We start from the raw sequence: 23,007 nt of genomic DNA on the forward strand, positions 1-23,007 counted from the left end.
AATGCAAACAATATTAGGAGCCAACGGGCAGATTGGCGAAGAACTGGCAAGAGAGCTGAAAAGGAATTTTACTTCTGATATCCGTATTGTCAGCAGAGACGCAAAAAAGGTAAATGATACTGATAAGGTATTTTCAGCAGACTTATCTGTTCGTGAAAAAGCAATTGAAGCTGTTAAAGGAAGTGAAATTGCGTATTTCACCTTGGGTTTACCCATAAGTTCAGATCTTTGGGAAAAGCAGTTTCCACTGATTCTTCAAAATGTAATTGATGCCTGTAAAATCAACGGAACAAAGCTTGTGTTCTTTGATAATACCTATATGTATCCGCAGGATGACAGGATTTTAACCGAAGAAACAGTATTTGCTCCGATAGGAAGAAAAGGCGTTGTGAGAAGAAAAATGGCTGAAATACTGCTGGAGGAGATACAATCGGGGGCCCTTGAAGCTGTGATCTGTCGTGCCCCTGAATTTTATGGTCCCGGTAAAACACAGAGTATTACCAATACATTGGTTTTTGATAACATTAAAGAAGACAAAAAACTGAAAGTCCCATTGAGTGCAGGTAAGAAAAGGAGTCTGATATGGACCCCTGATGCAAGTCGTGCCACTGCATTGATTGGAAATACCCCGGATGCATTCGGCCAGACCTGGCATCTTCCGGTAGATAAAAGCCATCCGACTTATCAGGAGTTGATTGGCATGGCTTCAGGAATTTATGCTAAGGATCTGAAATATTCGGTAATTCCGAAATGGATATTCAGGATCGGATCAGTATTCAATCAAAAAATAAAGGAATTGCTGGAATTGCTTCCGAGGTATGAACATGATAATATATTTGATGATTCGAAATTCCGAAACAGATTTCCGGATTTTCAGGTGACTTCATATAAACAGGGAATTGAACAGATTAAAAATGAACAGTTTCCGGGAAAATAATAAAACCGTACATTAGAGTGGATTAAAAAATAGTATTTGTTTTTAAGCCACCTCGATAATGAGAGAGGGAAAAATGACACAGGAACCGGTCACCAATAATAATGATATATACATCTGAAAATCAACTTATGAAAACACCAAAGAAAGTTTCATCAATCAGTGCGCTGCATCAGGTTGTAGGATTGAAGAAGCCCTCAAATCCACTGATCAGTGTTTTTAGCTTTGATGAGGTAAAACTGGAACCTGAAACGATTCTCAGTGCTGTCGTTACAGATTTTTACGTCATTGCTTTAAAGAAAGATTGTGCAGGCGGAAAATGTAAATACGGACAGCAGTACTATGATTTTGATGAGGGAATCATGTATTTTATCGCACCGCATCAGGTTTTACAGTTTGAAGACGTCTTGCTGAACAGTGTGAAAGGATTTGTTTTGGTCGTGCATCCTGATTTTCTTCATAGTTATCCCTTAGCATCGAAGATCAAAGATTATGGCTTTTTCTCATATGTTACCAACGAGGCCTTACATCTTTCTGAAAAGGAAGAAAAATCTATCATGGATATCATGGGCAATATCGGACAGGAAATCGATGCCAATATCGACTCCTTTACTCAGGATCTTCTGGTTTCCAATCTTGATCTGTTATTAAAATATTGTGACCGTTTTTATAACCGTCAGTTCCTGACCAGAAAAAAAGTGAATCATGATCTGCTTTCAAAGCTGGAAAATTTACTGGATGATTATTTCAGGAATGATCAGCTGGTAATCCATGGTATTCCTTCAGTGCATTTTATTGCTAATCAACTGAATCTAAGCGCTAATTATCTCAGCGATATGCTGCGGGTACAGACTGGGCAAACCACCCAACAACATATCCAGAACAGGCTGATTGAAAAAGCAAAAGAATTGTTATCTGCCACCGACATGTCAGTTTCCGAGATCGCCTATCATCTGGGATTTGAGCATCCGCAGTCTTTTCACCGTTTATTTAAAAACCGTACCTCTATGTCTCCTCTGGAATTCAGAACTTCATTTAACTAATGGTCCTTTATAATTCCAAAGGATTTACTGCATGGCAAAGGGCAAAAAATTATCTTTTATACAAATCCCTTATTTACGGATGCAGCTGAAAAATAAGAATAAAAATTCGGAGATTAGGTTACAAATTTTCTGAATTACACGACTCCTTACTCGAGATTTCTTCCGAAATTTGTTGTATAAAACAGCAGAACGATGAGTACATTAAATATCTTAATCATTGCTACCAATGTCAATATATATGCCAGCCGCCATCTGAAAACCGGCTTGTGGCTGAGTGAGCTTACCCATATGTATCATGCTGCAAAAGAAAAAGGCTATACCATTACTATTGCAAGCCCGAAAGGAGGAAATGTGCCTGTAGATCCGGAAAGTCTTAAACCTTTGGTATTTGATAAGATTTCCACAGCGTACTGGAATGATATTTCTTTTCGCGAATTACTGAATAATAGTCTGCGTTTATCTGAAGTAACCAATGAGGTATATGATATGGTATATTTAGCCGGCGGCCATGGAACAATGTATGATTTTCCTGATGATGCCACCTTGCAGTCTGTGGTTAAAAAGCAGTACGAAAGCGGTAAAATACTAGCAGCTATTTGTCATGGAGTTGGAGGGCTCCTGAATGTCAGACTTTCCAATGGCGAATACCTGATCAAAGGAAAATCAATGACAGGCTTCGACTGGTTTGAAGAAACGATTGCAAGACGGAAAAAAGAAGTACCCTTTAATCTGGAAGCAGCCCTTAAAGAACGGGGTGCAGTTATGAAGAAAGCATTTATTCCTATGACTTCCCATGTGGAAACAGACGGTCACCTTATTACAGGACAAAACCCGTTTAGCTCAAAGGAAATGGCTAAAGTGGTTATGAGGCAACTTGAAAAATAAAAAAAATCATAATGTGTTATAGTATAGTGTTTTAGTTTGTAAATTGGCCAGACTTGTTTGATCCGCGATATGTTGAGAAAACATCAGGAAACTTTTGATAAGGTAGTCAGAATGAAGAAGAAAGAACCACTTGTGGTGCATTAATATTTTTCAGAGGCATTTATTATCAATAATGTTGTGCCCCCATTTATTAATTTCATCCAGCAGAGGAATGAATGACTGTCCTAACGGAGAAAGGTTGTAGATGGTTTTTAAAGGGGGTTTATTTCCAATAACTGTTTTGGTGATCAGGCGATCTTCTTCCAGCTGTTTCAGCTGGATGCTTAAGGTGGTTTCAGTGATAAAATGGAGCTCTTTCTGAAGTTCTCCAAACCGTTTGTCTCCATTTCTTAAAAAACACAGGAGCACGGCTTTCCATCTCCCGCCAATAAGATCCATGACAAAACTTACAGAGCATGGATAGGATTTATTATTGATATTAATGTACGAACTGTTGCATTCTTTTTTCATACTATCTGTTTAGGTAGTTATTTCAGGGCTATAGAAAATAGCATAGTTTTGAATCATAACAAATCTAAGATAAAAATTAATGTATCAGTTAGCACAGATTAATATTGCAAAAATGAAGGGGGTTAATATTGAAGATCCCGTAATGAAAGAGTTTGTTGAAAATATGGTGTACGTCAATCAGTTGGCGGATAACAGCAGCGGTTTTGTATGGCGTTTAAAAGACGAGGATAATCATGCTGCCACTCTGAATCCCATGAATGATATGCAGACTATTATTAATCTTTCGGTTTGGGAAGATATCGAATCATTACAGCATTATACTTACAAGACCTTTCATTCTTACTTTTTGAAAAGAAGAAAAGACTGGTTTCATCAGTATGGTAAAAGCCATTATGCCCTTTGGTGGATTAAAAAAGGGGAGTATCCGGGTATTGAAGAATCACTGGAACGGCTCCGGCATTTACAGGAAAATGGTGCTTCCTCCTATGCATTTACGTTTCAAAAGACTTTTCAGGAATACAGCTGATGAATGGTTATTTTCCATTCATCTTTTTCATGGTGCTTGGAATTACATTATATTTTCTCTTAAATGCTGCAGAAAAATGCCTTGGATTTTTATAGCCGATCAAATCGGAAATTTCATTGATGTTAAGATCGCCTTCAAGAAGCAGCTTCTGCGCCTGTTCCATTTTCAGGTTATTCCAGAAATTGAAAACCGTAGTTCCGAATAATTCCCTGAATCCTTTTTTTAAAGTAAATTCATTTGTTCCGGCCTGATGTGCCAGATCAATCAGGGAAGTATTTTTATGGAGATTATTAATAATGAAATCCCTTACAGCGTATATTTTTTCTTTATCTTTTCTGGGAATAGACCGTTCTAAAGGATTATTTTTAAAAAGCTGCTCGAGTTGTAAAAGAAGAAGTTCTGCTACTTTGGCTTCAAGGTAAATTCTTTTAAAAACACCTTTCCGGTTACAGGTCATAATGTCATTGAGGATCTGATACATCTCCAGACTGATCGGGCGATGATCCGGATGGATTAGGCAGGAGTACTTTTTTTCAATAGCATTTCTGAAAATATTGAATAGTTCAGAATTTTCAGGAAGGAATTTTTTGAAAAAATCAGGCGCCAGATTAATTTCAAGCATCTGTAACTCGCGGCCGTCAAATTCCATCTGACCACACATCTGATGGGCATATATAATATTATGCTGATCGCTTTCAAAACTTATCTTTTGATCAAAATTCTGAGAAACTGCCGAGCTTTTACCCTTTAAAGAAAAATGCATTTCAACACTGTCAAAATCTGCTTCAAAATAAAGTGATATTTTATTTTTTAAAGAAATGTCTCCAAAGCCGATATGAACATTCTCAAAACAAATCTCATGGTAGAAGCCATTTCCATAAGGAGGTTTCAGATGAGTAATACACTCTTTGATGTCACCATCTGTGATGAAATAGGTGTTGGGATATTGTCTTTCAATGAGTGTTCCTCCCGCTTTGTCGTCATAGAGTCGTAATGTCATTTTATTTTCTTTTAATTAGAATTCTCCTTTTCACGGACTTTTTACTCCCTTTTGCGTACCTACATTCTTTACTATATCAGTTACATTTGCACAAAGATAATAATTATTTAGAATGATTCTTAATAATAGTCGCTTTCATATAAAAATGGATAGAAAAATAACAGAAAAGAATTTACAATGAAAGACTTTAAGACAATACAAGGAGAGTTTAGAGTGGTCAGAAAAGAATATGTTACTCCTCATTATATCAGGATTTTTCTTACAGGAGAAAAAGTTCCTTTAATAGCTAACACCACAATTGGGGTTAATAATAAAATTCTTGTTCCCCCAAAAGGAATAAATAGAATTTACTTTCCGGAATTTGATGATGAGAAAATGCAGTGGAAGCCACAGCCGGTAGAAATTAGACCGTATATCAGAACCTATACTCATCGAGGAGTTGATCTTGATAAAAATGAAATCTGGATCGATTTTGTAGCTCATGGAGATGAAGGTCCGGCTTCAGCGTGGGCGATCCATGCGAAGAAGGGGGATCTTTTGGGTGTTTTAATGAAAGAGGGAAAAACAGAATTGTATGCAAAAGCAGACAACTATTTTTTAGTAGCAGATGCCACAGGAATTCCAGTAATTGCTTCTATTTTGGAGGATTTGCCTCCTTCTGCAAAAGGAATTTGTATTCTCGAAGTGGATGGCAAAGCTGATGAACAGGAATTACATACCCTGGCAGATATTGAGTTTATTTGGCTGCATAACGAAAATCCTCAATGCGGTAGCTATCTGGCAGAAGTAGTAAAACAACAGGCATTACCTGAAGAGTCACGTTCAGGATATGTGGCGGCAGAATTTTCTTCCGTTAAGAAAATCCGTAATTACCTCCGAAAAGAAAAGCAATGGAAGCAGGAAGAGTTATATGCATATTCTTATTGGAAGTCGGGAGTGTCCGAAGATAAATCAGCCATGGAAAGACATACCGAAAATGCAGCAAAATAAGATACAGCTAAGCCATGTCCTCTACCGTGTTGAGGAATTGCACCTTGCCGTTAGAAAGCTTCGTGATGCGGGGTTTATTATAGAATATGGAACAGACCCTGTCAACGCTTATAATGCATTTATATGGTTTGAAAATGGTGTTTTTATAGAGATTTATCATAATTCCGGGCTTCCGTTCTATACTAAATGGATGATGAAAGTGTTGGGTTATCAACCTATTTTAGAGAGAATGAAAGAATGGGAAAAAGTGGGGCAGGGCTGGTGTGAATGGGCTTTGGAGTCTACTATGGAAAATTTACATTCAGAAAAAGAGTTTTTCAAAAAGAGGAATATTCCTTTTCGATTTCATAAAGCCAAGAGGAAAGATGTTGATGGAAATATCCTGAAATGGGATCTCCTGATGCCGGATGATATTGATTTTCCCTTTTTTATGTCTGCGTATGTTCCGAATCCAAAACCTAAAGAGATTAACCATCCCAACGGAATTACAGGAGTGAAAAATATTTTGGTAGGAGCTGATAGTTTGGATACTCATCTGCTGGATCAATTACTTCCAGCTCAAGGAGGGCTGCAGCTTATTCCCGGAAAAGGTTTACAGACTGTTGAATTGATAGAGTCTGATCTTAGGATTGAAGATATTTTGAAACGCTGACTTTTTACCCTTAAAAATTATATGAAAACTTAATTATATAAAGAAAAAGAATGAAATATTCAAATAAAATAAACTGGTCTTTTGTAGCGGCCATAACGGTATCGATATGTTGGCTGATTGGTGATGTTTTTGTAGCGGGATTTGATCCGGATCCGGCAGAGTATCCATTGTTTTCAAAAATGTATGCCGATAAGGTGAATGTGGAGTTTGCCACTTTGATGCTGGAAGGTTCAACTCTGCGGCTGATGTTCGGAGCTTTAATAGGAGCGCTTACAGGGCCTCTGCTGCTGCCGGCAACATGGCTGGTGTATCAGTTTTTTAAAGATACTCAAAAATGGTATGCTGTTTTTGTTTATTGGGTTTTATTAGCGGGCGCTGTTTTGTCTCCTTTAGGACATGCCGGATTCTTTTATGTCGGAGAGATCTATAAAGCAATTTACCATACACAGGCTGATTGTCATCCATATCTTTTAGAGACGGGAAGAGGATTTATGAAAATGCTTAATATCGCATGGGGAGCAGCGATTGGAGTCCTAGCGATTGGCTGGATTTCATTGGCGGTATGTATTATTTTAAAGAAAACTCTGCTTCCCCAATGGATGGCTTTATTAACACCATTTGCGCTGACCTTGATGATTATTCCCGTAAAAGGATTTTTACCGCTACCTTATTCAGGATGGGTTGGGGGAGCGATATTCAATATTGCTTATCTGGTGTTCTTCAGCGTACTGCTGTTTTTCAGAAAGAAACTGAGCAAAAAACAGAACTAATAACAATCTCTATATAGTACATTTGAAACTGAGCACCGACAAAGTGCTCAGTTTTTTTATACTGAGATTCTTAATCTTTAAGATTTCCTGTCAGAACGATGTTATCGGATTGCTTTTTACAATGACAATACAATTTTACCGAACAAAGGTCTGCTGCGTTTTGCATCCTCTATTCTGTAATGGGCATTCTGAACATCTTCAATCGGATAAATACTGTCAATCACCGGTTTTACTTTACCGCTTTCAATTAAACGGGTAATATGATGCAGCTCATCTCTGCTTTGACGGGTAAAAACAAAATGATATGTCGCATTTTTTTCCCACGCATGGATAAGATTTTGCGGTCGGGATATGTCAACCAGACTTATAATTTTGCCGTAATCAGCCAATGCAAGCGGACTTTCAGAAAGGGTGCTGCCTCCTACAGTATCAATAATGATATCCACTCCTTTTCCTTTTGTATGAGCTTGTATTTCTTCAATATAGTTTTTTGTATGATGATCAATGATGACATCCGCTCCGAGTTTCCGGAGCTCTTCATGTAAAATATGTTGTCCTGTAGTATATACAAAAGCTCCCAGTGATTTGGCAACCTGTATGGCCAGTGTTCCAACACCACCGGCGCCGCCGAGGATGAGAATAGTATCTCCCTTCTTTAACTGTCCCCGCACTACAAGCATTTCCCATACTGTTCCTCCGATGAGAGGAATTGCAGCCGCTTCTTCATAGCTAAGATGATCCGGCATTCTCGATAACGAAGATTCTTCAGTAAGATGATATTCAGCATAACTGCCCTGACTGCCGAAACGTGGAGGATAATAGACTTTATCACCGGGTTTCCAGTTTTTTACGGCTTCACCTACAGCTATAATTTCACCTGCAACATCATGACCGGTTACAATGGGGGTCTCAAACAATGAAGCGTAATCTCCGCGTCTCACCTGAAAATCAAGTGGATTGACTGAGGTAGCCTTTACTTTTACCAGTACATGCAATGGTTCTGTAATGAGAGGAGCAGGCATTTCTTTTAATTGAAGGACTTCCGGTCCGCCATAATTTTTAATGGTAATTGTTTTCATAATTCTATATTATTATTTCGGTAAGGTTCCCATAAATTCAAGGATTTCAGTACCGATTTCATCAGCGTTCGTTTCCAGTGCAAAGTGACCGGTATCATAAAACTTTAACCGTGCAGCCGGCAGATCCTTTTGATATGCTTCAGCTCCTTGGGGCAGGAAGTACGGATCTTTATTTCCCCATACCAACAATAACTTAGGCTGATATTTTCTGAAATATTCATGGAATTTGGGATACAGGGCTACATTGGTTCTGTAATCTTTTACCAAATCCAGCTGGATTTCTATATTGCCCGGTCTGTCAAGAAATTTCTGATCCAGTGTATAGGTTTCCGGTGCAATTAAAGACGGATCGGAGACCCCATGATGGTATTGAAAGTAGGTCGCTTCCCGGGAAACAAAATCTTTTAGGGAAAGGCGGTTGGCTTCCGACGGATCTCTCCAGTATTTCTGTATCGGATTCCACTCATTGCTTAGCCCTTCTTCGTAAGCATTTCCGTTTTGTGAAATAATACCTGTGATTTTTTCAGGATTGTTCATGGCCACGCGTAAACCTACCGGTGCTCCATAGTCAAAGATATAAATGGCAAAACGTTTCATCTTCAGCTGCTCCGTAAATGCCTGTACTGTACGAGCGAGATGGTCAAATGTGTAAGCAAACTCCTTATGATCCGGAGCATCCGAATATCCGAATCCCGGTAGATCCGGAGCTATGACGTGGTATTTTTTACTCAGTATCGGAATCAGGTTCCTGAACATATGAGAAGAGGTAGGGTATCCGTGCAAAAGAAGTATTGTAGGAGCCGAGGCGGAGCCGGATTCCCTGTAAAATAAATGAAGTCCGTTGACTTTAATGTTGCGGTAATGAATAGTCTGGTTTTCCATAATGTGATGATTTAGATTGGATTTCTGATTAGACTGAGCCTGTGCTACAGGAGCTGTGAACAAGCCAAAAGATAGCACTGCAATGAATGGTCTGAATATTATTTTCATTTATTTTTTTTTGATTTTCAAAATTAATACGGATATTTGATTATTGAAAACGATTAATTTTAATTGCAGTAATCACATTTAATGATTGATTGAAATGAATATAAATGATCTGAAAATATTTGAAGCCGTAGCAGAAAGCGGGAGTTTTACAAAAGCAGCATCTATGATGTTTACAGTACAGTCTAATGTTACAGCAAGAATAAAAAGCCTTGAAGATGAATTTGATACTCAGCTTTTTGCCCGTACATCCCGAAAGGTGGAGCTTACTTCTGAAGGAATGATCCTGATGCAGTATTGTAAACAGATTCAGCATCTTATTGAAGAAGCAAAATACAATATCCGAAGTGGTGACAGTATCAGAGGAAACCTGAAAATAGGTTGTATCGAAACAACAATGGTATTAAAAGCCCCTGAAATCCTCAAAACCTTTGAAGAAAAATATCCGGATATTGAGCTGGAATTCAAATCGGATACCAGAAGTTCACTGATATCCGGTGTTTTAGACTACAGCCTTGATGCGGCGTTTGTTTCGGCTCCCATTCATATGACCGGACTGGAAAAAATCAATATAAAAGAAGAGCAGCTCGTTATAGTAACCTCTTCAAAAGGTCCGCAATTGCAGACCTTGCTTACAAAATCACCTTTAAAAATTGTTGTGTTTGATGACGGGTGTATTTTTAGAGAAAGGTTTGAATCTTGGCTGAGCCATAAAGGCGTGCTTAATTATAAAAGTACTGTCCTGAATTCTTTCGAAGGAATTATTAATTTTGTAGAAGCAGGTCTGGGAATCAGTATACTGCCGGAAGAAATTGTTTCCAGATATTATTCAGGAAGAGAGATCAGAACCTATACTTTAAATAAGCAGCTTGGAACCATGAATACGGTTCTTGTTTTTAGAAAAGACGGGCCAAAATCCAAAGCCTTACAATGTTTTATCGATATGCATGCACAAACATAAAAGACTATGGCAAAAACAACCGAAACGCTTGAAGAATTTTACAGAAATAAATACGGTATGCTATCCGGGGATTATCCCAACAATGACGGTCAGTTTAACATCTTCAGAATTGAAGACAGCATAAATACCGGTACCTCTTCACCCACTTTTATCCGAAGGGACTTTTATAAAATTATGCTGTTTCAGGGAAATAATGTATTTCATTATGGAGACCGGAGTATTCCGATAACCGGAAATACTTTGCTTTTCTTTACTCCTCATGTACCGTATACTTATGAGTCTTTAGAAGCAGGTACTACAGGCTGTTTCTGCGTTTTCAAAGACGAGTTTTTTAAAGCAAATTTTCGTTTAAACCTCTTTGAACTTCCTTTATTCATAGCAGGAACACATCCTGTTTTTAGTTTACAGGAAGAAGAAGCCTCAGAAATAAAGATAATATTTGAAAAAATAATCAGAGAGGTGGATTCTGACTTTGTTTATAAATATGAGCTCATTAAAAATTATGTTAGTGAATTAATCTATTACGGAATGAAATTACAACCTGTCCATATTTCTGCCGAACATAATAACGCGGCTTCAAGAGTTACCTCCGTATTTATGGAACTGCTGGAACGTCAGTTTCCTATTGAATCTACAGCACAACGTTTTGAACTGCGTTCACCGAAAGCTTTTGCCGACAGAATGTCTATTCATGTCAATTATCTTAATCGGGCGATAAAAAAACGGACAGGACGGACTACTACACAGCACATCTTTGAACGGCTGATCTCCGAAGCAAAAATTCTTTTAAAATATACCGACTGGAATATTTCCGAAATCAGTCATGTACTCGGCTTTGAAGATCAGGCTCATTTTAATAATTTTTTTAAGAAACATACTGACACGACTCCTACAAGTATAAGACAGGTTTGAATCTGACAAATTCCGGTTTGTATCTGACAAAATATCCATGGACGGATGCTATAATTTTGTATGAAATAAAAGTTATGAATCATACAAAAATCTGGTATATTACCGGAGCATCTAAAGGAATGGGGTTTTCATTAGTAAAGAAGTTGCTGGAGAAGGGACATCGGGTAGCAGCAACATCAAGAACAATAAAAGCCTTTGAAGGAATGAGTGCTGATGCGGAAAATTTTCTTCCGTTGGAAGTGGATCTGAAAAATGAAAAATCTATAGAACAGTCCATTGAAAAAGCGATAAAAAAATTTGGCCATCTGGACGTTGTTGTCAATAATGCCGGTTATGGACTGGGTGGAGCTCTGGAGGAACTCAATACCGAAGAGATTGAGGGAAACTTTCAAATCAATTTCTTCGCTGTCGTAAAAGTGATCCGTAAGGTGTTGCCTTATTTAAGAAATCAGCGTTCAGGTTATATTATTAATATCTCATCGATTGCCGGTTTTGCACCCGGTTTGGGATGGAGCATGTACTCTGCTGCAAAATTTGCAGTAACCGGATTATCAGAGGCATTGGCCAATGACCTGAAACCGTTGGGAATTCATGTGACAGCGGTTTTGCCCGGATGGTTCCGTACCGGTTTTGCGAAACCGGATTCCCTTGTTTTCAGTGAGAACCGGATTGATGATTACGAATTCCTGAGGAAAGCTCATCAGAAAATGAATGAAATAGACGGAAAGCAATTAGGAGACCCTGATAAGATCGCCGACGTTTTTATTGCATTAACAGAGACTACAACCCCGCCGGTTTTATTATTCTTAGGCTCCGACGCCGCTCAGAGAGCTCAGGATAAAATTGAACAGGTATCAGTTCAGATCAGAGAGTGGAAAACTCTTTCTTCATCAACAGACTTTAAGTAACAGATCGCCGCAGTATGATCCCTGAGAAAGTTTTTACCAAATGATAAAATATTCCGTAATAAGTATCGCTAACTTTGTGATCATGGAAGAATTTTTAGAATTTATATTGCAGTTCGGTCATTTAAATAAACAGCAGACTGACCTTATTGCAGGCAAAGGGAAAGAAATAGAGCTTCACAAAGACGAATATTTTGCCGAAGCAGGAAAAGTGCTGAAACAGGTCGGGTTTATCCTTGATGGTATTCTCCGTATCTGCTATTATAATAATAAAGGTGAAGAAATTACTAAAATTTTTATGGAAGAAAAACATTTGCTTTTCCATCTGAAAAATGTGCCTTCCACAGAATATATTCAGGCTGCAACTCCCTGCAGGCTTCTGGTGTTTTCTAATCAGGACTGGAAAGAGATTTCAGATACGATCATAGACTGGGAAAATATTATTCAGAAGATTACGAATAAGTCCCTTGCCCGGAAGCTTGAAAGAGTAAGCCCGCTGGTGTCTCAGGATGCTACTACCCGATATTTGGAATTTATGGAAAAATATCCCACATTGGTTAACCGTATTCCTTTGTCATATATAGCTTCTTATCTGGGAATCACACAACAGTCATTAAGCAGAATAAGAAAAAACATCCGCTAACTTACTTTTTACCAAATGGTAAACTCTTTCTTTTTTTATCGATGCACTTTTGTAGAATCAATTTAAAAATTTAAAAAATGAAACCAAGCATTTTTATTACAGGAGCATCATCAGGATTAGGAAAAGCAACGGCTAAATTATTTGCCACAAAAGGATGGACGGTACTTGCCGCCATGCGTTATCCCGAAAAAGAAACTGAGCTTACAGCATTTCCGGACATTCATCTGCTGAAATTAGACATCAGTGATCCGAAACAAATTATCGGAATAGCCTCAGAAGCAGAAAAAATAAGTCCGGTAAGTATTGTACTGAATAATGCTGCTTATGGATTAATGGGACCTTTTGAAGGAACTAGCGATGAACAGCTGGCCCAACAGATTAATACCAATTTTTTAGGAACCCTGCTTGTGACGAAAGCCTTTCTTCCTTATCTCAGATCCAGAAGAAAAGGAACGGTAATGACCGTTACTTCTTCAACGGCCAATATTCCCTATCCGTTTGTTTCCGTGTATGCAGCAACGAAAGCCGCGTTAGAAACCTGGACAGAAGGAATGAGCTATGAACTGAATGAATTCGGTATCAGAATCAAAACAATTCTTCCTGCCTATATGCAGACCCATTTTGGCAGCAATGCACAGATCGTTTCACATCCTGCCTATCAGAATGTTTTCAGTCAATATATAACAGCCATGAAAGCTGATTCCGCCATGAAACGTGATACGCCGGAGTCTATTGCCCATAGGGTTTATGAAGCAGCAACAGATGATCAGCAGCAGCTGCATTACACAGCCGGAGATCTGGCCGCAGCAGAATATGAATGGCTGAGAAAAGACGGTATTGAAACGGTGATCAATATGATGAATCAGCGATTGTTGAATGCATTATAATTGGGCATTTCTATGGGGTTAAAAAACAGATAAGATCATTGAGAGTCTATTAGTTTTGAACACCGGCATCCCAGCTAATAAATCCAAAGGGTAGAAAAAGTTTGATGATTCTATAATGTATTATTCTACATTGTTGATTTTCAATACGTATCATAAATGATTAGATTCGCTGTAAGAATAATTTTTTCTTTTCATTTAATGTTTTTTTGAACCTGTTTTAAAAATTAAAACAGGTTTTTTTAGAATTGTAGTTTATTATATTTTTAAAGAAAGCTATAGTAGAAATTTATTTATAAAATATCCATTTTTATGGTACCAAGATCAAGATGTATAGTTCTATCAGGTTTTTTGACGTTATCATTTATTTTTCTGATATGTTTTGGCTGTTGCAATATAGAGAAAGGTACTTTTTTAATCAAAAACAACGACTTAAGGATAGGGAGTCCGGGAGATTATCCCCCACTCAGTATGTATGATCGTATAAAAGGACGATTCAGTGGAAAAGATATCGAGTTAATAGAAAAATTTGGAAAGAATAAAAGAAAAAAAATAATTTTTATTAAAACAACATGGAAGAGCCTTTCTGATGATATGTTGGCAGGTAAATTTGATATCGCTATCGGTGGTATTTCTATCAGTGAAAAAAGAAAGCAGTTATTCATTTTCTCTGTTCCTCTGCTTATTGATCGAAAAGTGGCACTTTTTAGAAAAAAAGATTCTCTGAAATACACCCATTTTTACAATATGGATACTCCTAATACTATAATTGTAGAAAACAAGGGAGGAACAAATGAAATTTTTGCGGAAAAAAATATACATCATGCCTGTTTAAAAGTGGTTTCCAAAAATGAGGAAACGTTAGAACTCCTACTGGCCCATAAAGCTGATATTATGTTTACTGATGAAACGGAAGCTCAATTCAGGATAAAAAATAATCCCGAACTTTCCTGGAGACCCCTTGATGAAAAAATAAGTCCTCCATTCGAAAAAGCTTTTATGTTTAACAAGAGAGATACATTATTAAAATCACAATTCGATAACTGGATTAAATGTTCAACATATCATGATCCATTTCAAAAATCGTAATCAGAATTAATAAAAGATTGGATTAACATTATATTTTACCTTACTATAAAAAATGAGACCGGAATTAATATAGAATTCCGGTCTCTTCCCCCTGGATTAAGAAAAACAAATACCTAACTGCAAAATATTCTGACTTTTATTTTTTTAATTGTTCCGTAAAAGAGATAAAAAATTGAATAAAGAGGGATCTGAACATTACTATAAAAACGTTGTACATGAAAAAAAATCTTTCAAATCTGGCTCTTTATTCAATAAAAAAATATATATAAAATTTGTGTTCTCTAAGGATTAATCATGTATGGTTTTTCATGATGTTTTACTGTCTTTTTAATTTTATCCGGATTTATTTTAAAATTGGGCAAACCGGATGGTTTTTATATGAAGTTCAGTTAATCATTCTAAGAAAAATTATTAGATGAGCCCCAGCCGATGTTGCCCAATGAAAAATTAAATCTGTTTTTTTTTAGAGCTGTAGATTACAGAACAAATGAATTTTTTATAATAACAAAACTCATAGGACTGAATTTAAAATTTAGAGTATTATTTAGGGAATAGGAGGGCTATAGCTTCCGGTATAGTTTCCGTCTGCAGCAGTGATGTCCTGTCCCTGTATGACCTGTCCTTTATTCATAATGAGGGTATAAATGGTCCATGTTCCGTTGGTGTTATCTGAAGTTGTCATATCAGAATAGTCTGCTTTTAAAACCCACCTTCCATTATTTACTAAAGCATATACATTAGGGTGCATTATGCTGGTTAAAGGTGGTTGTGGAGTCTGGGATGCATTTTTTACTAAAGCTTTATTGAATAAAGCATTAACGACTACAACCGTATAATCACTGGCAGATATATTGGTATTAAAATTTCCGACATTGTCCTGACTACCGGTGAGTATGAATTTCTGATAATAGAAAGGGGCTTTCATCAGCCTTTGCCATAGATTTCCATCAAAATAATAATACCCTTCAATCGTTACATTCGCTGTTTTAGGGCTTGTTGAAGTCACCGGATTGGTGACGTACACAAGGGCTCCTTTTTGTGCTGTGCTGTATTGAGCATCAGCGGCCTTGATCTGATCTCCGGTAAGGCGTGGAAATATAGCCCCTTCCGCTGTACTTCCGTCTGTTTTTTTAGCCACCACGTCTAAAGTGGCATTCGGCGATACCATATTAATTCCGATCTGGGAAAAAAGCATAGAGCTTACCGGAAACAGCATGGCTATAAAATATTTCTTTTTCATAGGCTGTGTTCTGATTCTATATTATTTTTTAATCTGGTCTGACTTTATGTATATCCTTACAGATATACAAAACTGTTTTTTTAAAGGGGACCAGGAGTTGATTTTTCTCTGATCCCCGATTGGGAAAAATAAAACGAAGCGTTAAAACTATTCCAAAGCGGATTGATCCGCTGTCTTATATTCTAAAAAAACCAAATAAACATCCTGTACATACTCCGTTTATTACCCATATGATGTATGGATAGGGTCAGTTACTCTGTGGTTAATGAAAATTGTTTTCTTTTTAATAAAATTGGGTGACAGAACCAGCGTATAAAAACACAATTGATGAAAAAATAATACTTCCAAACCGGTTCTGTCATGCCCAAAACCAAAACTTATCTTATAAAAAACAAGTCAATCAAAAGAATGGGATATTGATATTATCAATACGTTATTTTATTTTTAGGGGATAGAACTGGCTTACCTTACTATGAAAACTATTTAAGAAAATACTATTCACCAATTCACATCCCCGTAAAAATTATAGTCTAGTTTGTAACTGGAGGAGCAGAAGCTGTTGCTGTACTATTACCACCAAGATCCTGTTGAATATCTGTATTTTGAGTCACCTGAGACTGATCTATAATAAGCGTGTAGATCTTCCAGGTTCCATTTGCGGTAGAACCAGCGGCATGTTTGGTTCCGTCAGGATCAGTGGTATCAACAGTATAGCGGGGGCCTGCGCCCACATAATCTGCCTGAAGTCTCCATGTTTCTGAGCCGGAAGGTCCTTGTTTAACCGCAGCTACATTGGTCGCACCAAAAAAATCATAAACATTTGTCGCTGTGGGTGAGGTAGATCTGTTATGGTCTGTTGCTAAAATAGCATTTGATGGAAGCTGTAAGGTAGATCCAAGAATAAGCATCGTATACTTTTTTGCATCAAGCAGCGTGTTATAATTAGCAACCCAGTCCTGATTCACATTCGTAAGGGTATAGGTCTGATACGTAAAAGGGCCCTTTATAAATTTTTGCCAGATATTTCCGTCAAAATAATAATAACCTTCCCCTTTGAGATTTACTGTCTGTGGTGAGGCGGGAGAAGTTACCGGGCTCGTTACATAGGCAATGGTACCTTTTTGCGCTGTTGTATATAACTTAGGGCTAGCATTATCAGCCGTTTTGAGATCATCTCCTGAAAGTCTTGGGAGAATAGTACCATCCGGTTTTTTGCCGTCTTTCTTGCCAACTACATCCAGGGTAGCTGCGGGTGTTTGGGTATTGATTCCTACCTGAGCGTAGATACAACCGGCAGAAGCTAAAACAATAAGGGTAAAAATCTTTTTTTTCATCTTTAATTTTTTTTAAAAGAATTAGCAATAGATATTTAGACATACTCATGTCATGATCAACTTTCGTGGTTATTGTGTTTTTAGAAGAATTTGTGTTTTTAGAATCGTAATGAACAGAAATAATTTATTTACAACTCTCCATTCATTGACAGGACAAAGATATCACAGTACAGAGATTGAAATTGAAAAAAGGCTATAGAAATAGTTGTTTGAAAATTGTAGAATTTTTACTATATTCACTTTAAGGTGATTAAAAAAATATATTACTATTGAAAAATGAGACTGAAAATTTTTCCAGTCCCATCAGATGATTATATGAAAATTTCTTACTTTATCTGTACAGAAGGTACGTGGGTATCGTTAAGATGGTAATAGCTGATGACAGCCTGGTAGTCGTTATAATCGACGGGAGAACCTATCTTTGCTGACTTTGCGGCTACATTGGCCCCAGGAACAATGACAAGTCTGAATGTCTGGTTATTGAGATACCTGTTTTTGTCTGCCGTCGATATGGTTCTCAGATCACGTTTGGTATTGATGCCAATATCTATACCGGAATTATCGTACACAAAGTTATAAATCAGGTCTCTCTCATCCATGGGTAAGGAGTCCATATCAGAATAATATCGGGTATCAGGTAAAGGAGCCCATGCCGCTGAAAGGGATGTATTCGAATTTTGATTTCTAAATACTAAAATTATTTCTGAAGGCCGGATGGTAAGATCTTTTGTCATGAACCATTTTTTATCCTGACCCGGATCTTTAAAAGTAAAGGTGGCATCCATTATTGCAGGTGGCTTTGAGTTGTTTTGTGCTGGCTGCTGCACGGTATCATCCTGGTTATTACAGCTGTCTATCACAAAACCCGTGCTGGTTAACAGGATCAATGGAAGGATTTTAATTTTTCTCATTTTGTTGTATCTTTTGGTTAAATATTGGTAAAGCTCCGTTGATATTGTGTTGTTCAACAAACTTTGATGTTAAAAGGTTGTTGGGGGTATGACCTGAAATTAGCACTGAAAAATGATGATCATCTGAAGGAATCTTTTTACTGTTTAATGGGCAGCATAGGCAGGAGGGATGACTACGATTCTAAAAGTCTGATTATTCAGATAGGTATTGGCTTCAACATAAGACAGGGTATTCGGGTTAACATTACCGTCTATATAAATACTTATGCCATGATCGTTGATAGAAAACTTATAATCCAGTTCTCTGCCGTTTGATAAATAATATGTTAAAGGGATTTCTTGCCAGGATGTAGTATAATATGTGTTTGTATCGTTTCTGTATACCTCTACTTTATAGTCGTACGGGATATTCATATTTTGAAAAATAGTCCAGTCATTGGCCTCTGTAAAATTTCCTGAAATAATGACCTCTTTATGGGGTATATTTTGATAGGTTGCTATAGAGCCATCTCCATAATAACAGCTGCCTGTTATAAAACCTATACTGGTTAACAGAATCAATGGAAGAATTTTAATTTTTATCATTTATTTTATTAGTTACAATATCTACAATGTTGCTGAATTTTCATTCCTGGCAGAATAGGCTTTTTTCAAATTCTTATTGAAATAAAGTTTTTTCAGCGTATCGATTTTTATCAAAATAAAAGTACTGCAAGAAAACGGACTTGTGTGAAAAACCCTGTAGAATGATTTGTATAAAAATTGTAGAATTTTTTCGTATCCGTAAAAAATGAGACTGAAAAATTTTCAGTCCCATTCTTAAAAAAATATACTTGAATAAGTGATAAAAATCAATCTGATCCGTTCCTTGTTTTTATAAATAGTTCACTTGTTTTACGGATTGATATTGGCAGGTGGAGTACTGGCCTTCATAATGGTAGGACATTGCGAAGCGTTTGTTGTACTGGCAGGCGTATAGACACTTGTGTTTTGGGTACAAGTTTGCAGATCAGGGCTAAGGTCTGCATTTTGGATAATCTGGCTTTTATCCAGAATCAGGGTGTAAATCGTCCATTCATTATTTGCAGTTTCATTAGACACAGAACCTTTATAGTCTGCACTGATTTTCCATGTTTTGGTAGTAGGGTCAGCATTGGCTACTATATTGGTAGGCCCGAAATAATCTCTGTTGGCATTATTATTATTAGTTCCTCTGTCTGTATATAGCAGATTATTAAAGCTGAATCCCATAATCAATACCGTGTATTTATCAGTTGGAATAAGGGTATCATAGCCGTCTACCCAATCATAATATGTATTTTTGAATATATACTTCTGGTAAATAAAAGGAATGGCATTCTGCCCCTGGCGGAGATCTCCGGAAGCATCCACCGTCACGTATTTATTACCTGCTCCGTTGGCCGGACCGGGAGGCATGCCTCCCACTTTTACAGGACTGGGGTCTGTGGTGGCAAGATTCACTGTTTTATTGCCTACGACATGAAGTTTTGCTGCCGGAGCATTGGTTCCGATCCCGATTCTCAGATTATTGGCATCTACATTCAGAGTGTTTCCGGCGACATTGAAATGGCTGGTTCCTGTAGTGGCCGCAGATTTGAAACTGAGGGTATTGGTTCCCATAGTTACGGTACGGCTGTCCCTAAGGTAGCCATCAGCGGTATAAATATTACTGCCTGGTAAAGAGCTGCTGTTGAGTTGTTGCCACCGGTTTCCGTCAAAATAATAATAGCCTTCGGAGGTCACATAGAATGTTTTTAGTGAGGAACTGGTGACGGGAGCTGTCACATACACAAGGGTTCCTTTCTGTCCTGTCGAATAGAGGTTATCCTTAGCTTTCAGCTCATCTCCGGTCAGCCTTGGAAGAATAGCACCATCCGGTTGGGTCGTATTTTTTGGGGCTACTATATCGAGGGTGGCAGCCGGTTTTTGAGTATTTATCCCAACCTGAGCAAATGCAAATCCTGCACTGCTTAGTATTAAAATTGTCAAAATCTTTTTTTTCATCCTTAATTAATTTATAATAATATATGTTATAGCTCTATGCTATGGGGTTCTTCGGTTTTTGCGTGTTTTTAAGAAGGGCGTATTGTATAAGTATTTTTCGGATCAGATAGGCTTAGGCCCATAACCGAAGTTCTTGCACATGTTCACCGGTAGCTTATGCTACCGCTATTCGGTCCGATTCCATTATTTTACTTTGACAGCATGAGCTGGGTGTTTTTTAAAGTATAGGTTAACGTTTTGCTTCCTCCGCTTGGACAGCAGCTGGCCTCTTTTTCTTTATAAACGGGATAGGACCTTTTTAGTACGGTCCCGGAAAGCGAGAAATCATCATGACCCATATATCCTTTTTCGGTCAATTTCGGAATGCTTATTTTTCCCAGTTGCTGATCTTTCAGGGAAGTATATCCATACACTGTTTCATCGGATCCTGAGCCGGCACTTTGTGTAATGATATAGATTTCATCGAAACCATTTTTATCTAAGTCACCCACCAATACTTTTTTAAAAGGATCCGCATCTTTGATTAAAACAGGAACATCTTTCAGAAAACCTTTAGTGCTGATCTTAATGGTATTTGCACTTGCTCCGCTTCCCGTGATCAATGATATGGTGATCAGTTTGTTGGTTTTGGTTTTGATTTTTTTTATCACCGTCTCTTGTACTGGCCGGAATGGGAGGGGAGATCCTGAAAGGTTATTAATACCTATAAGAAACCCAAGTATCATAGACATCATTATTTTTTTCATTGTATGCGTTATATTAATTTTAAAAAATGATTTTTCATGGTCACTGCAAAATTATTACAAGGAAGAGAACTGATGAAAAAAGAAGTGTAGATATACTCGTTGATAGCCTGTAGAATTTACGCTACAATAAGTGTGGTGAAAATATAAATCTCAAAGAAACGATTTATACTTAATTATTTAAAAATATCAATAATGAGTATTTCTTATGGATGATTGTTTTGCTGTTCATCATGAAACATTTTTTTCCATTTCGTTATGGAATTTCGGCTGAGTTTAAAATGATGAGCCAGCTGCACATTATTTAATTTATTGACTTTCTGATAATGCAGCATTCTCAGGATATCTGAAGGCTGATAAGCATGGTATTTGTGATTGTCTTTTTGTGAAAGGCCAAAGATTCTGTTATTGAGCTCCAGAATATCTATGGCAGACAGTTCTTTTTTGGAAAGTATATTCCTGCATTCGGTTTCTTTTTCAGGATAGAGTTTGAGGATATCCGAATAGATACACCTGAAATCAGGCGTTATTTTTTTTGTTCCGTGTGTTTTAATAACCATTTATTTAAAGTTGTTTTAGGTATTTTATATCGGTCTATGATTTCATCCTTGGTCATTTTTTTCGATAAAAACTGGTTCAGAATAAAATCAATGACTTCTTTTGTATAAATACTTTTCCGAAATAAGGGGAGCTGGGTCTGTCTGGGTACCGGGTCGAATGCCGAAGGGGGAGAATATAATATTAAATGCTGGGTATATAATCTGAAAAAATCATATTTAAGCAGTTTACTCCATCGTAACAACATGTCGGTAGAGAGGTCTTTCTGTGTATACATATGTTCTATCTCTTCTTCGGAATATTGAAAAAAAAGACAGATCCGGGGCAGCTTTATCTGAGATTCTGCAACTCTTTGATGGATTAAAGATCCGATGTGAATTTCTTTAAAATTCATTTTTATAAGGATGAAGGTTACAATTATAAGTTAAGGATTTCCGGTACTATTCATGACGGGTGGCGACGAAGGGCTTATTTTAGCTGACTGATACAAAGTATAAGCAACAATATTATGGAATATCGTTGAATCTCTGTAATTATTAAAAGAATCATACTGATTAATAAATTCCTGAAGATGGGTTGTATCTCTGGTATGAATCATACAAAATCCCTGAATCCATACATTGTAATTATTGCCATTCATAAACCTTCTTATCATTTTGTAAAAATAGAATAACGAAAACGTTTGCCGAAAAAAAATACGTAGAAGTATTGATCTTTCGATTGTCAAATTTATACTATACTACAGGTAGGGTAAATTAATAACTTCCCGGAAACGAAGTGTTGATGACAGAAATGTTTTGAAGAATAGCTGCAGGATATCTGTTGGAAAAGAATTAAAACCCCATAAAGACGATTAAGAGAACATTAATGCATAACAGGGCGCCAAGGAGTAAAAACCAAAATAAATTTTTCATTGTATGTCGTGTTTTTAGTCTTATCATTTAGAATTTCAAGAGAGATAATGAAAACTGGATGTGAATCCGGTCTTTCTGTTGAAAATAATTGATAAGGCAAAAATATTAATATAGAAAATAAGTGACTTGAGATTATTTGTAGAATTTAATCCTGATTTTTTGTAGAGTTTTTACTACACAAATGATGAATATTTTGGATAAATGCTGTATTGACGGTATGTTCGAACATATTAATAGTGTACTTTAGAAATTACAATATATAAGTGTAAATTCTATACCTTTGTGCTTTAAACGAATACGTTTAATAATAACACAATAAAAGGAAAAATTTATGATTGATGAAAAGTCTGTATTTCGTTTTTTACTCTCATAAAAAAATAGATGTAAACCTTATTTTTTATCCATTGTTTTTGGCAGTATCCTGCGAAAAATATTATCCGTTTTGACCTTATGAGAGTCTGCACTTTATTTTTTGTTTTTATATTTTTAACGACTTATGCCCAGCGTTATAC

Annotated in this window: 26 protein-coding genes; 13 read left to right on the top strand and 13 right to left on the bottom strand. The window is 36.9% G+C overall.

The genetic code is table 11. The annotated features are described in order from the left end of the window. The first annotated feature begins 1 nt into the window (after window position 1). The 3 genes from JO178_RS02425 to JO178_RS02435 all read left to right on the top strand — a co-directional run bounded on the left by JO178_RS02425 (window position 2) and on the right by JO178_RS02435 (window position 2,862). Window positions 2–937 carry an NAD-dependent epimerase/dehydratase family protein gene (locus JO178_RS02425; RefSeq protein ID WP_291931069.1) on the top strand — a complete coding sequence of 312 codons (936 nt, stop codon included), beginning with the start codon at window positions 2–4 and terminating at the stop codon, window positions 935–937. Window positions 938–1,065: 128 nt separating this feature from the next. Beyond that, on the top strand, window positions 1,066–1,977 hold the full coding sequence (locus JO178_RS02430; protein WP_291931071.1) for a helix-turn-helix transcriptional regulator: 912 nt from the start codon (window positions 1,066–1,068) through the stop codon (window positions 1,975–1,977). A gap of 192 nt (window positions 1,978–2,169) precedes the next feature. Next, window positions 2,170–2,862 carry a type 1 glutamine amidotransferase domain-containing protein gene (locus JO178_RS02435; RefSeq protein WP_291931073.1) on the top strand — a complete coding sequence of 231 codons (693 nt, stop codon included), beginning with the start codon at window positions 2,170–2,172 and terminating at the stop codon, window positions 2,860–2,862. 150 nt (window positions 2,863–3,012) lie between these two features. Here JO178_RS02435 and JO178_RS02440 read toward each other — a convergent pair whose 3' ends face one another. Next, window positions 3,013–3,372: a helix-turn-helix domain-containing protein gene (locus JO178_RS02440; RefSeq protein ID WP_291931075.1), complete on the bottom strand. Its 360-nt coding sequence runs from the start codon at window positions 3,370–3,372 to the stop codon at window positions 3,013–3,015. A 79-nt stretch (window positions 3,373–3,451) separates the two neighbouring features. Between JO178_RS02440 and JO178_RS02445 the strand changes: the two genes are divergently transcribed. Further along, window positions 3,452–3,898, top strand: a complete 447-nt coding sequence (locus tag JO178_RS02445; RefSeq protein WP_291931077.1) for a DUF3291 domain-containing protein — start codon at window positions 3,452–3,454, stop codon at window positions 3,896–3,898. Between the two features lie 7 nt (window positions 3,899–3,905). On the opposite strand, the gene JO178_RS02450 is transcribed toward JO178_RS02445, so the two are convergent. Then, entirely contained in the window at window positions 3,906–4,898 is a 993-nt protein-coding gene (locus tag JO178_RS02450; protein WP_291931079.1) for an AraC family transcriptional regulator, read from the bottom strand. Window positions 4,899–5,075: 177 nt separating this feature from the next. On the opposite strand from JO178_RS02450, the gene JO178_RS02455 reads away from it, so the two are divergent. Genes JO178_RS02455 through JO178_RS02465 form a run of 3 tightly spaced genes read left to right on the top strand, consistent with a single transcriptional unit; the run spans window position 5,076 to window position 7,310 of the window. After that, window positions 5,076–5,888: a siderophore-interacting protein gene (locus tag JO178_RS02455; protein ID WP_291931080.1), complete on the top strand. Its 813-nt coding sequence runs from the start codon at window positions 5,076–5,078 to the stop codon at window positions 5,886–5,888. Further along, a complete protein-coding gene (locus tag JO178_RS02460; protein WP_291931082.1) occupies window positions 5,875–6,540 on the top strand; it encodes a VOC family protein in 666 nt (221 codons plus the stop codon). Before JO178_RS02455 ends, JO178_RS02460 begins: the two co-directional genes overlap by 14 nt. Window positions 6,541–6,590: 50 nt before the next feature. Then, complete coding sequence (locus tag JO178_RS02465) at window positions 6,591–7,310, top strand: DUF6796 family protein (RefSeq protein ID WP_291931084.1); 720 nt, start codon at window positions 6,591–6,593, stop codon at window positions 7,308–7,310. 116 nt (window positions 7,311–7,426) lie between these two features. Here the strand turns inward: JO178_RS02465 and JO178_RS02470 are convergent, their stop codons facing one another. Beyond that, window positions 7,427–8,389 (bottom strand): zinc-binding dehydrogenase, encoded by a 963-nt coding sequence (locus JO178_RS02470; protein WP_291931086.1) that lies wholly within the window; start codon window positions 8,387–8,389, stop codon window positions 7,427–7,429. A gap of 12 nt (window positions 8,390–8,401) precedes the next feature. Then, window positions 8,402–9,379: an alpha/beta hydrolase gene (locus JO178_RS02475; RefSeq protein ID WP_291931088.1), complete on the bottom strand. Its 978-nt coding sequence runs from the start codon at window positions 9,377–9,379 to the stop codon at window positions 8,402–8,404. 94 nt (window positions 9,380–9,473) lie between these two features. Here JO178_RS02475 and JO178_RS02480 point away from each other — a divergent pair, with 94 nt between their 5' ends. From JO178_RS02480 to JO178_RS02505, 6 genes are all read left to right on the top strand, one after another. Then, entirely contained in the window at window positions 9,474–10,337 is an 864-nt protein-coding gene (locus JO178_RS02480) for a LysR family transcriptional regulator (RefSeq protein WP_291931092.1), read from the top strand. A gap of 6 nt (window positions 10,338–10,343) precedes the next feature. Then, window positions 10,344–11,249, top strand: a complete 906-nt coding sequence (locus JO178_RS02485; RefSeq protein ID WP_291931095.1) for an AraC family transcriptional regulator — start codon at window positions 10,344–10,346, stop codon at window positions 11,247–11,249. A gap of 74 nt (window positions 11,250–11,323) precedes the next feature. Further along, window positions 11,324–12,157, top strand: a complete 834-nt coding sequence (locus JO178_RS02490; RefSeq protein WP_291931098.1) for an SDR family oxidoreductase — start codon at window positions 11,324–11,326, stop codon at window positions 12,155–12,157. A gap of 82 nt (window positions 12,158–12,239) precedes the next feature. Beyond that, window positions 12,240–12,797, top strand: a complete 558-nt coding sequence (locus JO178_RS02495) for a Crp/Fnr family transcriptional regulator (protein ID WP_291931101.1) — start codon at window positions 12,240–12,242, stop codon at window positions 12,795–12,797. Window positions 12,798–12,874: 77 nt separating this feature from the next. Next, entirely contained in the window at window positions 12,875–13,684 is an 810-nt protein-coding gene (locus JO178_RS02500) for an SDR family oxidoreductase (protein ID WP_291931105.1), read from the top strand. A 309-nt stretch (window positions 13,685–13,993) separates the two neighbouring features. After that, the gene (locus tag JO178_RS02505) at window positions 13,994–14,770 is read left to right on the top strand and encodes a transporter substrate-binding domain-containing protein (RefSeq protein WP_291931108.1); all 777 of its coding nucleotides are present in this window, start codon (window positions 13,994–13,996) and stop codon (window positions 14,768–14,770) included. 544 nt (window positions 14,771–15,314) lie between these two features. Here JO178_RS02505 and JO178_RS02510 read toward each other — a convergent pair. The 9 genes from JO178_RS02510 to JO178_RS02550 all read right to left on the bottom strand — a co-directional run bounded on the left by JO178_RS02510 (window position 15,315) and on the right by JO178_RS02550 (window position 22,236). Next, entirely contained in the window at window positions 15,315–16,010 is a 696-nt protein-coding gene (locus JO178_RS02510) for a hypothetical protein (RefSeq protein WP_291931111.1), read from the bottom strand. 530 nt (window positions 16,011–16,540) lie between these two features. Next, window positions 16,541–17,344: a hypothetical protein gene (locus JO178_RS02515; RefSeq protein ID WP_291931114.1), complete on the bottom strand. Its 804-nt coding sequence runs from the start codon at window positions 17,342–17,344 to the stop codon at window positions 16,541–16,543. Between the two features lie 326 nt (window positions 17,345–17,670). After that, a complete protein-coding gene (locus tag JO178_RS02520) occupies window positions 17,671–18,255 on the bottom strand; it encodes a hypothetical protein (protein WP_291931116.1) in 585 nt (194 codons plus the stop codon). Window positions 18,256–18,399: 144 nt separating this feature from the next. Then, entirely contained in the window at window positions 18,400–18,840 is a 441-nt protein-coding gene (locus tag JO178_RS02525; protein WP_291931120.1) for a hypothetical protein, read from the bottom strand. A gap of 309 nt (window positions 18,841–19,149) precedes the next feature. Continuing rightward, on the bottom strand, window positions 19,150–20,280 hold the full coding sequence (locus JO178_RS02530) for a hypothetical protein (RefSeq protein WP_291931123.1): 1,131 nt from the start codon (window positions 20,278–20,280) through the stop codon (window positions 19,150–19,152). A gap of 188 nt (window positions 20,281–20,468) precedes the next feature. Then, complete coding sequence (locus JO178_RS02535) at window positions 20,469–21,026, bottom strand: hypothetical protein (RefSeq protein ID WP_291931126.1); 558 nt, start codon at window positions 21,024–21,026, stop codon at window positions 20,469–20,471. A 203-nt stretch (window positions 21,027–21,229) separates the two neighbouring features. Next, window positions 21,230–21,583, bottom strand: a complete 354-nt coding sequence (locus JO178_RS02540; RefSeq protein WP_291931129.1) for a helix-turn-helix domain-containing protein — start codon at window positions 21,581–21,583, stop codon at window positions 21,230–21,232. Then, window positions 21,550–21,975 (bottom strand): transposase, encoded by a 426-nt coding sequence (locus tag JO178_RS02545; RefSeq protein WP_291931131.1) that lies wholly within the window; start codon window positions 21,973–21,975, stop codon window positions 21,550–21,552. Before JO178_RS02545 ends, JO178_RS02540 begins: the two co-directional genes overlap by 34 nt. Before the next feature lie 30 nt (window positions 21,976–22,005). Then, window positions 22,006–22,236: a hypothetical protein gene (locus JO178_RS02550; RefSeq protein WP_291931135.1), complete on the bottom strand. Its 231-nt coding sequence runs from the start codon at window positions 22,234–22,236 to the stop codon at window positions 22,006–22,008. Window positions 22,237–23,007: the final 771 nt, after the last annotated feature.

This window comes from Chryseobacterium sp. (genome assembly GCF_019236175.1).
GTDB lineage: Bacteria > Bacteroidota > Bacteroidia > Flavobacteriales > Weeksellaceae > Chryseobacterium.

Coding starts and splice junctions, on each gene's coding strand:
- JO178_RS02490 (WP_291931098.1), top strand. CDS start 11,324: ATGAATCATACAAAAATCTGGTATATTACCGGAGCATCTAAAGGAATG.
- JO178_RS02535 (WP_291931126.1), bottom strand. CDS start 21,026: ATGAAAAAAATAATGATGTCTATGATACTTGGGTTTCTTATAGGTATT.
- JO178_RS02505 (WP_291931108.1), top strand. CDS start 13,994: ATGGTACCAAGATCAAGATGTATAGTTCTATCAGGTTTTTTGACGTTA.
- JO178_RS02520 (WP_291931116.1), bottom strand. CDS start 18,255: ATGAGAAAAATTAAAATCCTTCCATTGATCCTGTTAACCAGCACGGGT.
- JO178_RS02495 (WP_291931101.1), top strand. CDS start 12,240: ATGGAAGAATTTTTAGAATTTATATTGCAGTTCGGTCATTTAAATAAA.
- JO178_RS02440 (WP_291931075.1), bottom strand. CDS start 3,372: ATGAAAAAAGAATGCAACAGTTCGTACATTAATATCAATAATAAATCC.
- JO178_RS02480 (WP_291931092.1), top strand. CDS start 9,474: ATGAATATAAATGATCTGAAAATATTTGAAGCCGTAGCAGAAAGCGGG.
- JO178_RS02515 (WP_291931114.1), bottom strand. CDS start 17,344: ATGAAAAAAAAGATTTTTACCCTTATTGTTTTAGCTTCTGCCGGTTGT.
- JO178_RS02455 (WP_291931080.1), top strand. CDS start 5,076: ATGAAAGACTTTAAGACAATACAAGGAGAGTTTAGAGTGGTCAGAAAA.
- JO178_RS02530 (WP_291931123.1), bottom strand. CDS start 20,280: ATGAAAAAAAAGATTTTGACAATTTTAATACTAAGCAGTGCAGGATTT.
- JO178_RS02510 (WP_291931111.1), bottom strand. CDS start 16,010: ATGAAAAAGAAATATTTTATAGCCATGCTGTTTCCGGTAAGCTCTATG.
- JO178_RS02430 (WP_291931071.1), top strand. CDS start 1,066: ATGAAAACACCAAAGAAAGTTTCATCAATCAGTGCGCTGCATCAGGTT.
- JO178_RS02425 (WP_291931069.1), top strand. CDS start 2: ATGCAAACAATATTAGGAGCCAACGGGCAGATTGGCGAAGAACTGGCA.
- JO178_RS02525 (WP_291931120.1), bottom strand. CDS start 18,840: ATGATAAAAATTAAAATTCTTCCATTGATTCTGTTAACCAGTATAGGT.
- JO178_RS02485 (WP_291931095.1), top strand. CDS start 10,344: ATGGCAAAAACAACCGAAACGCTTGAAGAATTTTACAGAAATAAATAC.
- JO178_RS02475 (WP_291931088.1), bottom strand. CDS start 9,379: ATGAAAATAATATTCAGACCATTCATTGCAGTGCTATCTTTTGGCTTG.
- JO178_RS02445 (WP_291931077.1), top strand. CDS start 3,452: ATGTATCAGTTAGCACAGATTAATATTGCAAAAATGAAGGGGGTTAAT.
- JO178_RS02435 (WP_291931073.1), top strand. CDS start 2,170: ATGAGTACATTAAATATCTTAATCATTGCTACCAATGTCAATATATAT.
- JO178_RS02450 (WP_291931079.1), bottom strand. CDS start 4,898: ATGACATTACGACTCTATGACGACAAAGCGGGAGGAACACTCATTGAA.
- JO178_RS02540 (WP_291931129.1), bottom strand. CDS start 21,583: ATGGTTATTAAAACACACGGAACAAAAAAAATAACGCCTGATTTCAGG.
- JO178_RS02550 (WP_291931135.1), bottom strand. CDS start 22,236: ATGATAAGAAGGTTTATGAATGGCAATAATTACAATGTATGGATTCAG.
- JO178_RS02500 (WP_291931105.1), top strand. CDS start 12,875: ATGAAACCAAGCATTTTTATTACAGGAGCATCATCAGGATTAGGAAAA.
- JO178_RS02545 (WP_291931131.1), bottom strand. CDS start 21,975: ATGAATTTTAAAGAAATTCACATCGGATCTTTAATCCATCAAAGAGTT.
- JO178_RS02470 (WP_291931086.1), bottom strand. CDS start 8,389: ATGAAAACAATTACCATTAAAAATTATGGCGGACCGGAAGTCCTTCAA.
- JO178_RS02465 (WP_291931084.1), top strand. CDS start 6,591: ATGAAATATTCAAATAAAATAAACTGGTCTTTTGTAGCGGCCATAACG.
- JO178_RS02460 (WP_291931082.1), top strand. CDS start 5,875: ATGCAGCAAAATAAGATACAGCTAAGCCATGTCCTCTACCGTGTTGAG.